Annotated in this window: 14 protein-coding genes; 6 read left to right on the top strand and 8 right to left on the bottom strand. The window is 63.7% G+C overall.

Annotated elements, in window-relative coordinates:
- Nucleotides 1-34: 34 nt before the first annotated feature.
- Complete coding sequence (locus NYQ83_RS14575; RefSeq protein ID WP_261215550.1) at nt 35-544, bottom strand: GNAT family N-acetyltransferase; 510 nt, start codon at nt 542-544, stop codon at nt 35-37.
- Nucleotides 545-594: 50 nt separating this feature from the next.
- Entirely contained in the window at nt 595-2,421 is a 1,827-nt protein-coding gene (gene typA, locus NYQ83_RS14570) for a translational GTPase TypA (protein ID WP_261215549.1), read from the bottom strand.
- Nucleotides 2,422-2,701: 280 nt separating this feature from the next.
- Between typA and NYQ83_RS14565 the strand changes: the two genes are divergently transcribed.
- Genes NYQ83_RS14565 through NYQ83_RS14555 form a run of 3 tightly spaced genes read left to right on the top strand, consistent with a single transcriptional unit; the run spans nt 2,702 to nt 5,378 of the window.
- Nucleotides 2,702-3,289 carry a TadE/TadG family type IV pilus assembly protein gene (locus NYQ83_RS14565; protein ID WP_261215547.1) on the top strand — a complete coding sequence of 196 codons (588 nt, stop codon included), beginning with the start codon at nt 2,702-2,704 and terminating at the stop codon, nt 3,287-3,289.
- Entirely contained in the window at nt 3,289-3,906 is a 618-nt protein-coding gene (locus NYQ83_RS14560) for a TadE/TadG family type IV pilus assembly protein (RefSeq protein ID WP_261215545.1), read from the top strand. The genes NYQ83_RS14565 and NYQ83_RS14560 overlap by 1 nt, the downstream gene beginning before the upstream one ends.
- On the top strand, nt 3,897-5,378 hold the full coding sequence (locus NYQ83_RS14555; protein ID WP_261215544.1) for a Tad domain-containing protein: 1,482 nt from the start codon (nt 3,897-3,899) through the stop codon (nt 5,376-5,378). The genes NYQ83_RS14560 and NYQ83_RS14555 overlap by 10 nt, the downstream gene beginning before the upstream one ends.
- An 87-nt stretch (nt 5,379-5,465) precedes the next feature.
- Here NYQ83_RS14555 and NYQ83_RS14550 read toward each other — a convergent pair whose 3' ends face one another.
- The 3 genes from NYQ83_RS14550 to NYQ83_RS14540 all read right to left on the bottom strand — a co-directional run bounded on the left by NYQ83_RS14550 (nt 5,466) and on the right by NYQ83_RS14540 (nt 8,916).
- Nucleotides 5,466-6,614 carry a site-2 protease family protein gene (locus NYQ83_RS14550; RefSeq protein ID WP_261215543.1) on the bottom strand — a complete coding sequence of 383 codons (1,149 nt, stop codon included), beginning with the start codon at nt 6,612-6,614 and terminating at the stop codon, nt 5,466-5,468.
- A gap of 64 nt (nt 6,615-6,678) precedes the next feature.
- Nucleotides 6,679-7,899: an argininosuccinate synthase gene (locus NYQ83_RS14545; protein WP_261215542.1), complete on the bottom strand. Its 1,221-nt coding sequence runs from the start codon at nt 7,897-7,899 to the stop codon at nt 6,679-6,681.
- 111 nt (nt 7,900-8,010) lie between these two features.
- Nucleotides 8,011-8,916: a phosphatase PAP2 family protein gene (locus NYQ83_RS14540; RefSeq protein WP_261215541.1), complete on the bottom strand. Its 906-nt coding sequence runs from the start codon at nt 8,914-8,916 to the stop codon at nt 8,011-8,013.
- A 24-nt stretch (nt 8,917-8,940) separates the two neighbouring features.
- Here NYQ83_RS14540 and NYQ83_RS14535 point away from each other — a divergent pair, with 24 nt between their 5' ends.
- Both NYQ83_RS14535 and NYQ83_RS14530 read left to right on the top strand, forming a co-directional pair.
- On the top strand, nt 8,941-9,582 hold the full coding sequence (locus NYQ83_RS14535) for a LysE family translocator (RefSeq protein WP_261215540.1): 642 nt from the start codon (nt 8,941-8,943) through the stop codon (nt 9,580-9,582).
- A gap of 19 nt (nt 9,583-9,601) precedes the next feature.
- A complete protein-coding gene (locus NYQ83_RS14530; protein WP_261215539.1) occupies nt 9,602-10,186 on the top strand; it encodes a GNAT family N-acetyltransferase in 585 nt (194 codons plus the stop codon).
- On the opposite strand, the gene NYQ83_RS14525 is transcribed toward NYQ83_RS14530, so the two are convergent.
- Together NYQ83_RS14525 and gcvA are read right to left on the bottom strand one after the other, a co-directional pair.
- Complete coding sequence (locus NYQ83_RS14525; protein ID WP_261215538.1) at nt 10,183-11,064, bottom strand: NAD(P)-dependent oxidoreductase; 882 nt, start codon at nt 11,062-11,064, stop codon at nt 10,183-10,185. The two genes, NYQ83_RS14530 and NYQ83_RS14525, sit on opposite strands and share 4 nt — an antisense overlap.
- Before the next feature lie 141 nt (nt 11,065-11,205).
- A complete protein-coding gene (gene gcvA, locus NYQ83_RS14520) occupies nt 11,206-12,132 on the bottom strand; it encodes a transcriptional regulator GcvA (protein ID WP_261215537.1) in 927 nt (308 codons plus the stop codon).
- 103 nt (nt 12,133-12,235) lie between these two features.
- Here gcvA and NYQ83_RS14515 point away from each other — a divergent pair, with 103 nt between their 5' ends.
- Entirely contained in the window at nt 12,236-12,430 is a 195-nt protein-coding gene (locus tag NYQ83_RS14515; RefSeq protein WP_261215536.1) for a hypothetical protein, read from the top strand.
- Between the two features lie 44 nt (nt 12,431-12,474).
- Here NYQ83_RS14515 and thpR read toward each other — a convergent pair whose 3' ends face one another.
- On the bottom strand, nt 12,475-13,011 hold the full coding sequence (gene thpR / locus NYQ83_RS14510) for an RNA 2',3'-cyclic phosphodiesterase (RefSeq protein WP_261215534.1): 537 nt from the start codon (nt 13,009-13,011) through the stop codon (nt 12,475-12,477).
- Nucleotides 13,012-13,046 lie beyond the last annotated feature (35 nt).

The raw sequence follows: 13,046 nt of genomic DNA, 5'->3' as shown, positions 1-13,046 counted from the left end.
CCGGTGAGCGCTCTGGGCAGCGTTCCGGCAGTTTTCAGAGTTTGAACGAAAAAACCGCGACGGGCATGCGCCGCTCGCCGAACAGCGTCTGCGCCATGGAGCGGATTTCGCCGCCGCGGTGCTCGTAGAATTCGAGGGCGCGGGCGTTTTCCGTCAAGGCGCGGACGATGAGGCGGGTGAAGCCCCGCTCCTTCAAGGTGCGGCACGTCTCTTCGAAGAGCAGGCGTCCGCCGCCGATGCCCTGATATTCCGGCAGGAGATAGAGCTCGTAGATCTCGGCGGTGCGGGCATGGGAGCGCTGTCTGGCAACGCCGAAGGTGGCATAGCCGGCGATCACGCCACCCACTTCCAGAACGAGGACATTGCGCCTGCGGCCGATCACCTCCACCCAGTGGCGGGGTCCGTGGCGGGCGACCATCTGACGGAGCGCCACGGCCGGCAGGATGCCGGCATAGGCCTCGCTCCAGGAACGCTCATGCACATCCGCGATGGCGGTTGCATCGGAATGTTCCGCATAGCGGATATCGATAACGACAGCGCTCATGGGCGAAGCGTAAGCCGCTTCGCCCCTTTCGAGCAATCACTGTCGATACGTCAAGCGGCATCTTTTTTGCTGCGCTCGGCCCGTTTGCGATCGTTCGGATCGAGGATCGCCTTGCGCAGACGGATGGATTGCGGCGTGATTTCAACGAGTTCGTCTTCGGCGATGTAGGACAGCGCCTGCTCCAGGCTGAGCTTCAAAGGCGGCGTCAAAAGCACGGCATCGTCCTTGCCCGCAGAGCGGATATTGGTGAGCTGCTTGCCTTTGAGGACGTTCACCTCGAGATCGTTGCCGCGCGAATGTTCGCCGACGATCATGCCGGGATAGACGGCTTCGCCCGGCCCGATCATCATCGAACCGCGATCCTGCAGGTTGAACAGCGCGTAAGGCACGGCCGCGCCGGTGCCGTTGGAGATCAGGACGCCGCGCTGGCGGCTCGGAATCTCGCCGCGCCAGGGCTGCCATTCGTGGAAGACGCGGTTCATGATCGCCGTGCCGCGCGTGTCGGATAAAAGCTCCGGCTGATAGCCGATGAGGCCGCGGGTCGGGACATAGAAGACGATGCGCGTGCGTCCGCCGCCCGAGGGCTGCATCTGCACCATCTCGCCGCGACGGGTGGACAATTTGTCGATGACGACGCCGGAGAATTCGTCGTCGACGTCGACCGTGACCTCTTCGATCGGTTCCAGCGCCTCGCCGTTCTCGTCCGTTCTGGTGACGACGCGCGGCTTGCCGATGGTCAATTCGAAGCCTTCGCGGCGCATGGTCTCGATCAGGATGGCGAGCTGCAATTCGCCGCGACCGGCGACCTCGAAGGCGTCCTTGTCGGTGGATTCCGTGATCTTCAGCGCGACGTTGCCTTCCGCTTCACGCAAAAGGCGCTCGCGGATCACGCGGCTCTGCACCTTGGAGCCCTCGCGCCCGGCAAGCGGCCCGTCATTGATGCGAAACGACATGGAGAGCGTCGGGGGATCGATCGGATGGGCGGCGATCGGCGTCGTCACCTCCGGATCGGCGAGCGTATCGGCGACGGTCGCCTCGCTCATGCCGGCGAGAGCGACGATGTCGCCGGCCTCGCCCTTGTCGATCGGCTGACGTTCCAGGCCGCGGAAGGCGAGAACCTTGGAGACGCGGAAATTTTCGACCAGGTCGCCCTTGCGCGACAGCGCCTTCACCGTCTGGCCGGGCTTGATCTCGCCGGAACGCACGCGGCCCGTAAGGATGCGGCCGAGGAAGGGATCGGCTTCGAGCGTCGTCGCCAGCATGCGGAACGGGCCTTCCTCGGTGGTCGGCGCGTTGACGTGGCGCACGACGAGATCGAGGAGCGCATTGATGCCCTGATGCTGGCCTTGCGGTGTGTCCGCCATCCAGCCCTGCTTGGCGGAGCCGTAAAGCACGGGGAAGTCGAGCTGCTCTTCGGAGGCGCCGAGAGCGGCGAAGAGATCGAAGACCTCGTTGAGGACATAGTCGGGGCGGGCATCGCCCTTGTCGACCTTGTTGATGACGACGATCGGCTTCAGCCCGGCGGCGAGCGCCTTGGTGAGCACGAATTTCGTCTGCGGCATCGGGCCTTCGGCCGCGTCCACCAGGAGGAGGGCGCCGTCGACCATATTGAGGATGCGCTCCACCTCGCCGCCGAAATCGGCATGGCCTGGCGTATCCACAATGTTGATGCGCGCGTCGTTCCAGACGAGCGACGTCACCTTGGCGAGAATGGTGATGCCACGCTCGCGCTCCAGCGCGTTGGAATCCATGGCGCGCTCGGCGACACGCAGCCCCTCGCGAAAGGAGCCCGAGCTCTTGAGGAGCACGTCGATGAGCGTCGTCTTGCCATGATCGACATGCGCGATGATGGCGATGTTACGTAGAGTCTTTGTCATGAGGGCCTTTATATGTGCGCCGCCCATACTCCATTCCAGTCATGGAAGACAGGGGTTGTGGCGCAAACATGGTCCGAAGCGCGGAAAAGGCGCCTCAGAAGGGCCCTTTGACACATTTTTTCGGATTTTTCACGCGCCCCTTAACGCCTCATTGAGGCTTCTTGCAGGTTTCTCGCGAAATGCAGCGCATTTTAATCGCTTCCTGGCTTTTTGGGTCGAAGATGCAAGCCACATGACGGCTCGAAGAGACAAAAGAAAACGTCATCGTAAGGCGTTAACTATGCTCGGACGATATCGAACAAGGTGTTCGCGCTGGCGTAGCGACGAAGACGGCGCGACGGCGGTGGAATTCGCGCTGATTTCGCCCCTCCTGATCTTCATGATGATGGGGGTCGTCGAGCTCGGGCTTTATCTTTCCGCCGAAAGCGTGCTGGAGCATGCGAGCTATACCGCGACCCGGCTCGGGCGCACGGGCTATACCGATAAAGACAACAAGCTCACGCGCGAACAGACGATCCGCGCGGCCCTCGAGGGCGATGCGAGCGTTCTGATCGACCCGGCCAAGGTCAAGATCAGCAGCCGCTCTTTTACCGATTTCGACGAAATGACCGCAGGCCCAGAGCCGTTCATCGACGCCAACGGCAATGGCGTGCGCGACGATGGCGAGAACTACACCGACCTCAACGGCAACGGAAAATACGACGATAATTCCGGCACTGCCGGCTATGGCGGGAAGAACACCGTCGTCGTCTACACCATCACCTATCCCTGGAAGTTCATCACGCCGATGATCGGCTCAATTCTCGGCGGCAGCGACAACACTCTCGATATCACCGTGCATGCGGTGGTGAAGAACGAGCCTTTCTGATGCGACCGATCCTGAACCTGGCCTGGGGGATATCACGGCGCGTAGCACGCCGGGTATCTGCGCGACTGCGCGCCTTGCGGCGCAACGAGGCGGGTGTGGCCGCGCTCGAATTCGCGCTTTCGGCGCCCTTCCTCGTGATCCTGACGCTCGGCGGCTTTGAAATGAGCCGCTATATCCTGGTGCAGCAGAAGGCCGACAAGATGGCCTTCACCGTCGCCGACGCCGTGGCCCGCGACAAGACCCTCACCTATTCGATGGCCGACCAGCTGTTCCAGGCGTCGACCGAGTTGATGAAGCCGCTCGATTTCAGCGACCACGGCCTCGTCATCCTGAGCGCCGTCGCCCGCGACAGCGAGGAGACCAAGATCCGGGTCAAATGGCAGTGCAAGGGCGGCGGGACACTCGATGTGGCGAGCCGCGTCGGCGATATCGGCGACATCGCCGACGTGCCGGGCGACCTCGAGCTCGATCCCAAGGATTATCTCATCATCACCGAGGTGTTCTACGAGTGGACGCCGACATTCGGCAGCTACTTCTTCGGTGACCACGGTATCTACAAATACGCCATGTTCCGCCCCCGTCTGGGGCAGCTGACGACGACAGCGGGATGTTCGTGATGTTGTGTTCTCTCCGTCGCCACTTTCACCGCTATCTGCGCCGGGAAGACGGTTCCGTCACGCCGCTGATCGGGTTCTCGGCGCTCGGGCTGATCGTCCTGATGGGCTTTGCCGTCGATGTCGGGCGCGCGCAGTTCGTTCAGGCGAAGCTCCTGAATGCGGCCGATGCCGGCGGGCTTGCGGCCGGATCGCGGATCAACTCGACCAATGTGCAGGAAGAGGTGGAGCAGTTCGTCCGGGCGAACTTTCCTGACGGCTATGCGGATGCCCATATCACCGACGTCAAGGCCACGGTGAATGCGGCGCAGACCACGATCACCGTGAATGCCTCGGCGAAGGTGCCGACCACGTTCATGCGCCTCCTCGGCTTCAAGTCGCTGACGGTGAGCGCCCATTCGGAGGTCACGCGCGAGATGGGCGGTCTCGAAGTCGTGATGGTGCTCGACAATACGGGGTCGATGCGATCGAGCCTCGGGTCGTTGAAAACGGCGGCGAAGACGCTGGTCGATATCCTGTTCGGAGACGATGCCGTCGCTGAGAACCTCTATGTGGGCCTGGTGCCGTTCTCGCAGGGCGTAAATATCGGGGGAGCAAACACGGGCTGGATCATAGAGAATGTCACAGATCCAAGTGACCCTTATTACCGCGACTACGGTCAGTCAGCAGGCGGAGCGTGGGGCGGCTGCGTGGAGGCGCGCACCGGTGGCCAGGACGTGACGGATACGCCGCCCATGCACGACGACACGGTCAAGCCTCCTATCGAATCCCGTTTTCATGTGTATCTCTGGCCTGACTCTACCAAAAATGACTGGAATAATTCAACTAGATACTGCACGGGTTATGAGGTTTGGGACGAATGCTATTGGGGTGAGTGGAAGGTTACTAAGCCGACTGCGTATTATACGCCGTATAATAATTCTTGGCGGAGCCCAAACAAATATTGCCCTGAGGCCGTGACACCAATGACGCCCGTCAAGTCGACGATCGAGGCCGGTATCAACAGGATGACGACAGACGGCAATACCCACATCAATCTCGGTGCGGTCTGGGGCTGGCGGATGTTGTCACCGCGTTGGCGCGGCTACTGGGGCGGAGATATGGGCACAAACGGCTTGCCACTCGACTACAACAATGAACTGATGGATAAGGCCGCCATCATTATGACAGATGGTGAAAACACTTGGGGCGAAGAATATTCTGCTTATGGCCCAGAGTCCGAACAACGTCTGGGGTACAGCAATCCCAAGGGCGAGTTGAACAAACGTCTCGAGCAGGTTTGCACCTCGATGAAAAATGCCGGGATTCTCGTCTACACGATCGCCTTCAACAAGCCGGGTTATTCGACCGAGCAGATGATGCGACGCTGTGCGTCGCAGGACAGCTTCTACTTCGATTCCCCGGATACCTCGGCCTTGCAGACGGCGTTCAAACAGATCGGCGATTCGCTTTCCAATCTGCGCGTCAGTCGCTGATCGGGGTTTGTTCGGCTCCGCCCGCGGGATTGCGGAGCGCTGCTGCCGGGGCGGTTGGGCGCGCCCGGTGACCGGGTTCGCAACGACCTATTGCGGTACGACGGGGCCGGTGCCGCGGCTTGGTGGTGAGGCGGTGTCGGTGGCGCCGCGGATCATCATCAGCTCGTCGATGTTGTCGGCGGTGATGTAGCCGATGAAGCGGCCACCTTCGGTGCGGCCGGCCAGGCTGATGCCGCCCTCTACGACGCCGACCGCCGGCGCCATGCCGGCCTGGAGGCGCTTCAGCGCATCGCTGAGGCGGGCGCGCGCGGCAATCACCGGAATATCGGTCGTCATGACATGCAGGACGGGGGCGTCCGGCCCTTCCGTTGCGAGCTTTTCGATCAGCGTCGCGCGGGTGAGGATGCCGCGCAGACGACCGCCGCCATCGACGACCGGGAATTCATGCTGTGTGGTGCGCAGAAGAAGCTCGGCCGCCTCGCCCAAGGTCGCGGAGGGGGCGAGGGATTCGAACTCGCTGATCATGGCATCGCGCACCCTGAGACCGCGCGCGGCATCTTCGAGGCCGACGGAGCGCGCCTCCGCATTGCCGGCGAGGAAGATGAAGGCGGCGATGAGGAGAAGGATCGGATTGCCGTAAAGGGCGAGAAAGCCGAAGCCGACCGCAATGCCCTGGCCGATGCGCGCCGCCATCGTGGTGGCGGCCGGGCGGCTCAGCTTGAAGGAGAGGGCCGCGCGCAGGACGCGCCCGCCATCCATCGGGAAGGCCGGGATGAGGTTGAAGAGGGCGAGGAAGAGATTGACGCCGGCAAGGCGGGCCAAAAAGCTCACCTGCGGATTGTCGAGCGAGGCGAGCGAGGCCGTATCGACGGCGCCGCCGAGGGCGAGGATCAAGACGGCGGCGATGACGATGTTGACGGCCGGGCCGGCGAGCGCGACGAGGATCTCCTCGCGCGGATTTTCCGGCATGCGTTCGAGACGGGCGAGCCCGCCGATCGGCAGAAGCGTGATGTCGGGCGTCTTGATGCCGTAGCGCCGCGCCGTCAGCGCGTGACCGAATTCATGCGCGACGACGCAGGCGAATATCGCCAGGATGAAGAGAACGCCGTCAATGGCGGCCGCGGCCCCGCCCATCTGGTAATGCGCGAACCCGATCCACGCCAACAAGAGAAAGAAGGTTGCGTGGATGCGGATTTCCGAGCCGAAGAGCCGGCCGATGGGAAAGGACCAGGACATAGGAAATAAATGGCCCTGGTCCTCTCAAATTGCAAAGATATGCGGACTTGCCGTCAGCCTTTCGTTAGCTTTTCAGACGGTCGCGCATGCCGAGCGTCCGAAGGCGCAGGGCGTTCAGGCGGATGAAGCCCGCCGCATCGCGCTGGTCGTAGGCGCCGCGATCGTCCTCGAAGGTGACGAGTTCGTCATTGTAGAGCGATTGCGCGCTCGCCCGGCCGATGACGATGACATTGCCCTTGTAGAGCTTCAGGCGGACGGTGCCTTCGACCTTCTCCTGGCTCTTGTCGGCGAGCGCCTGGATCATCTCGCGCTCCGGCGCATACCAGAAGCCGTTGTAGACGAGCTCGGCGTATTTCGGCATCAGCTCGTCTTTGAGATGGGCCGCGCCGCGGTCGAGCGTGATCGATTCCATCGCCCGGTGAGCCTGCAGCAGGATGGTGCCGCCCGGCGTCTCGTAGATGCCGCGGCTCTTCATGCCGACGAAGCGGTTTTCGACGAGATCGACGCGGCCGATGCCGTTGTCGCGGCCGAGATCGTTGAGGGCCGCCAGAAGCTCATGCGGCTTCATCGCCTTGCCGTCGATCGACACGGGGTCGCCGTTCTTGAAGGCGATCTCGATGATCGTCGCCTTGTCGGGCGCTTCTTCCGGTGAGACGGAGCGCTGGAAGACATAGGCCGGCGGCTCTTCGTTCGGGTCTTCCAGGACTTTGCCTTCCGAAGACGAATGCAGGAGGTTCGCATCGACGGAGAAGGGCGCCTCGCCGCGCTTGTCCTTCGGCACGGGGATCTGGTTCTTTTCGGCGAAGTCGATCAAGTCGGTGCGCGACTTGAAGTCCCATTCGCGCCAGGGGGCGATCACCTTGATGTCGGGATCGAGCGCATAGGCGCTGAGCTCGAAACGGACCTGGTCGTTGCCCTTGCCGGTGGCGCCATGGGCGATCGCATCGGCGCCGGTCTCGTGGGCGATCTCGACGAGGCGCTTGGAGATGAGCGGGCGCGCGATCGAGGTGCCGAGAAGGTAGACGCCTTCATAGACGGCGTTCATGCGGAACATCGGGAAAACGAAGTCGCGGACGAATTCCTCGCGCAGATCCTCGATGTAGATTTCCTTGATGCCGAGCATCTCCGCCTTCTTGCGGGCCGGCTCGAGCTCGTCGCCCTGACCGAGATCGGCGGTGAAGGTCACCACCTCGCAGTCATAGGTGACTTTCAGCCATTTCAGGATGATGGAGGTGTCGAGGCCGCCGGAATAGGCGAGCACCACTTTCTTGACGTCGGAAGCCATGGAAATCCGCTTGTTGCGCAGGGTTATAATCGGCCGCGCACTATAGGCCGGGTGCGGTGCGGTGCAAGACGTGAGGCCCGGCTTGATGGCGACGAACGGGGGCCTGTGGCCTTATGCGCGGGTCGAGAAGACAAACCGCCCGGCCGCGCGCAGTCGGCGCCCGAGAATGGTGAGGGCGGCGGTGACGCCGCGATCGATCTCGGGCTGGAACCGGTAGAGCACCGGCAAGCGCAGAACGATCATGACGAGGAAGGTGACGAGCCAGGCGACGAGAACGTCGCTCAAAAAATGCCCGCCCATGGCGAGGCGCGTCCACGAGACGATGAGGAGGAGCCCGAAAGTCGCGAGAAAGACGGGCAGACGCCAGGCCCTCGGCACAACGAAGACGAGCGCGATCAGCCAGAAGGCGGAGGCCGCCTCGCCGGAGGCGAACGAGCAGTTGGAATGGCAGGTGCCGGAGAGATCGCCGACGCGGGCGAAGACCTCTTCGCCGCCGAATTCGAAGAGATGACGGGGGCGCGGGCGCGCCGAGAACGTCTTGAGAAGGCCGTTGATGAGAAGCCCCGGCCCGATCGCCAGAACGAGATAGAGGAAGACCGGCTTGTGCGGGCGCACGAGCATCGGCCTGTCCGGCCATAGGAGTTTGGCGAGGAAGGGCAGGCCGATGGCGATGGCGATAAAGATTTCGAGGCCGCGGCCGACATTGCGCCAGAAGGGCGGTGCGCCCGTCGCCGTGAATCCATGGCTGCTATCGAAGAAGAGCCTGGCGACCGCGAGATCGATGGCGGGAAAGGCCGCGAAGACGAGGAGGATCGCAAGAAGTGCGGAGAGCGCCGTCATCGTCGGGCGCCGCTTCACGAAGTCTACTGCGTCGGCCACACGGCGACCGCGGCGCGCGGGCGGTGGCAGAAGCACGGGAAGATCCGGCAAAGGCCGCGATCCGGCCGTGCGGACGGCGGGCATCAGCCGCAAAACCGGCGCAAAAAACGGGTGGCGCGTGACATCGGCAAGAGGCATGAATGCGGTCCTCAGGAGACGCGTATGGACTTTCTTCCTTCGCTGGCGGTCATCGCCACCTTCACCTTCGCGGCCGGCGTGCTCATCATTACGCCCGGGCCCGATATGACGCTGTTTCTCAGCCGAACGCTGACGCAGGGACGTGCGGCCGGACTTGCCGCCATGCTGGGCGCGACCTCGGGCCTCGTGGTGCACACGATGCTCGCGGCCTTCGGCCTGTCGGCGCTCCTCGCCGCCTCGCCCAAGGCTTTCCTCGCGGTGAAGATTGTCGGAGCGCTCTATCTTCTCTACCTCGCGTTCCAGGCAATCCGCCGTGGTTCGGCTTTGACACTCGATACGAGCCTGCGCTCCAGACAGCCGCTCGTGAAGAGCTGGCTTGCAGGTTTCGGCATCAATCTCCTCAATCCGAAGATCGTTCTGTTCTTCGTGACCTTCCTGCCGCAGTTCATTTCGGTAAACGACCCGCACGCCTGTGCCAAGCTCGCGTTTCTCGGATCTTATTTTATCTGTCTCGGCGTCCCCTCCTGCGCAGCAATGGTGCTTGCCGCCGACCGCGTTTCTGCCACTTTGCGCCGTTCGCGCAAGATTTCGCGTGCGATCGACTGGCTTTGTGCCAGCATTTTCGGCGCCTTCGCCTTCCGCATCCTTTTGGCGCGCGGTCAATAAGGCGGTCGGGTCTGCGGCCATGCGAAAAATTCCGGAGATTTTCACGCCGCGCCTAACCTTGCGACCATTGCGGATCGATGACGCACCCGCGATCCAGAGCAGATTTCCGCAGTTTGAGATCGTCCGCTATCTGAACGCGGTGGTGCCGTGGCCCTATCCCGAGGACGGGGCGCTCACCTACATCCGCGACGTGGCGCTGCCGGCGATCGAGGCCGGGCGCGAATGGCACTGGACGCTCCGCCCCAAGGCGGGGCCGGACGAGGCGATCGGCGTGATCAGCCTGAGGCGGGACAGCGACGACGATCATCGCGGCTTCTGGCTGGCGCCCGAATGGCAGGGGCAGGGCCTGATGAGCGAGGCGACCGAGGCCGTCGGCGCATTCTGGTTCGAGACGCTCGGCGAGCCTTTGCTGCGTGTTTCCAAGGCGGTTGCGAACGAGCGCTCCAGGCGTGTCTCCGAGCGCGGCGGCATGCGCCTCGTCGCGGTGACGGAGCGCAATTTTGTCAGCGGCCGCCTGCCCTCGGAGATCTGGGAAATCACGCGCGGGGAATGGCGTGCGGAGCGCCACAAGGCGATGCGCGAAGAAGGCCGAGAGAGAGGCTAGTCCTTCCTGCCGGCATCCTTTGCCGCGAGCGCGCCCATCGCCGACCAGTCGAGATTTTCCCCGCCATGGGCGAGAAGCCGCAGGAAGCGGTCGTGCAAGAGGCTTGCGATCGGCAGCGGCACGTTGAGGGCATCGCCCGCCTGCATGGCGAGATCGACGTCCTTCTTGCCGAGGGGTGCCGGGAAGCCGGCCGGCTCGAAGTTCTCCTCCACGATGAGGCCGCCATAGGTCTTGTAGACGGGGGCGCCGAAAATCGTCGAGGTGAGAAGCTCCAGATAGGCTTTCTTGTCGACGCCGCCTTTGTCGACGAGGGCAATCGCTTCGCCGAGGGATTCAATCACCGAGGCGATGAGGAAATTGCCGGAGAGTTTCACGAGGCTCGCGCCCTTCGGCTCCTCCGATATGGCGAAGGTGCGCTGGCCGATCGCCTCGAAGAGCGGTTTCGCCGTCTCGATGGCGGCCGCGGCGCCGCCGGCGACGACGAAGAGCTTGCCGGCGGCGGCCATGTCCGGACGCCCGAAGACAGGGGCTGAAAGAAACGCCTGGCCTTTTTCGGCATGGGATGCGGCGAGCCGCTCCGCCATCGCGACGCTGATCGTGCTCGAGGAGATGTGGAGCGCGCCCTTGGGCAGGTTTTCCAGGATGCCGTCGGGGCCGTCGACGATTCCTGCGAGCGCCTTGTCGTCCGGCAGCATGGTGAAGACGGCCTCGCCGCGGCAGGCGTCGGCGATCGTGTCAGCGACTGTTGCACCGTCTCCGGCAAGGGCTTCCGCCTTGGAACGCGTGCGGTTGTAGAGTGTGACCTGGTGACCGGCGGCGATGAGGTTTTTCGCCATGCCGGTGCCCATCTGGCCCAATCCGATGAAGCCGATGTCCATATCGAAACCTTTCCGTATTTGTGAGGTGCCGTATCGGGATGCCGCGAGGGCGCGGGCGACGGCACGGTCCGTGTGCCTTCATCTGGAGCGGGGCCTTGGGGCGCCAATGGTTCGGCTCGCGGCAAATTCGCGGAGCTGCCCTTACGCTTCGTCAGAGAGAATGGCGCCTGGCGGGGTTGCCGCCTCCTCGCGCAGCCGCGTGATGATCCAATCGCAGAAGACGCGCACCTTGCGCGGCGGGCGCCGGGTCTCGGGATAGACGACGTAATAGCCCCAATCGGATGACGCGAGGAGCGGGAAGGGCTGGACGAGGCGTCCGTCTGCCATCTCCTCGCGGAAAAAGGCCGGTTCGAGAATCGCGACGCCCTGTCCGGCAATGGCCGCGCGGGCGGCGAGATGCTGGGACAGAAGATGCAGGCCTGAGCGTTCCTCGATGTCGCCGGCCTCGATGCCGGCGAGGCGGAACCAGTCCGTCCACCAGGAATCCGATGGATCGATCAAGGGAAGCTCGAGAAGGTCGGCGGGTTTTGGCGCCGGGCCGAGGCGCGCGGCAAGTGCGGGGCTCATCATCGGCGAGAAGGCGATGTCGCGCAGCTTATGGGTCGTAAGCCCCGGCCAGCCGCCACGGCCTGCCCGCAGCCCGAGATCGACGGAATCGCGCGCGAAATCCGTCAATTGGTTGCTGGTGTCGAGACGCACGGCGATTTCCGGATGGGCAAGCTGAAAGAAGCCGAGCCTTGGAACGAGCCAGGTGGTCGCGAAGGTGGGGACGGCGCTCACCGAGAGGATGTGTTCGCTGGTGACGGCAAAGGCGGCGAAGCTCTCCCGCAACCCTTCAAAGGCGCGCAGCACGGCCGGGGCAAGGCGGGCGCCCGCCTCCGTCAGCTCGACGCCGCGCGCCCGGCGCACGAAGAGGCGCGTGCCGAGGCGCTCTTCCAGAAGCTTGATCTGATAGCTGACGGCCGCCTGCGTCATGGCGAGCTCTTCGGCGGCCGCCGTGAAGTTCAGATGCCGCGCGGCGGCCTCGAAAACACGGATTGCGGTCACCGGAGGAAGGGAAGAAGGCATAAATACACCTTATTGCAAGGCGCGGATTATTGGTTGGATTGGAGGCCTCTGCAAGGCTTAGGAACGACCATCACTCAGGAGAGACCTGTTCAGGAGATGGGCGATGTTCGCAGAAACATGCGCGTCCGGACGCCCAGTCCGGCGCATCCAATGGTTTGCGGCTCTCATGGCGCAATTTATGGCTTGGCGGGCGAGGCCGCGACGGCTCGATCTCGACGAGATGCCGGAAGCGCGGTTGCGCGATATCGGCTTTCTCGACGGGCGGCCGCATGCGCCGCGCGATCCGATGCGCGATTGAGAGGGATGATTGGGGTAGGGTCCGCCCTGTCCGTCCGGGCGGGGTCAGGCCGCGAGGGGATAGGCTTCTTCCATGATGTAGGGGCCGCCGCCTCTGGAATCGCGCGAGGAGAGAAGCACGAAGCGACCGACCTCGAAGGGGGGCGTGCGGAAATCGCCGCGGAGCGCCAGATAGGCCGCGACATCGCCCTGGCTCGCCGTCTTGAGGCGGGCGAGCGTCACATGCGGGCTGAATTTGCGCCGGTCGGGCTCGAGGCCGAGACGCTGCAGGCGGCGTTCCAGATCGGCCTGCAGTTCGCGCAGCTTGTCGCCGGCGGAGACGCCCGCCCAGACCGAATGGGGTTTGCGTCCGCCAAAGGTGCCGAGCCCCGACAAGGAGAGTTCGAAACCCTGCCGGCTCACCTGCGCCAGCGTGCCGGCGACCTCGTTCGCCGTGCGGTGGTCGACATCACCGATGAAGCGGAGGGTGATGTGGTAGTTCTCCGGGTCGATCCAGCGCGCTCCCGGCAGGCCGCCGCGCAACAGGGAGAGCGAGAAGGCGATGTCGGAGGGAAGCTCGAGCGCCGTGAAGAGGCGGGGCATGACGGTCTCCCATGCGGGGCCTTCGGGCCGGTTCG

The sequence above is a fragment of the Afifella sp. JA880 genome, assembly GCF_025379905.1.
GTDB lineage: Bacteria > Pseudomonadota > Alphaproteobacteria > Rhizobiales > Afifellaceae > Afifella > Afifella aestuarii.
This window is presented reverse-complemented; position numbering and strand designations above follow the sequence as displayed.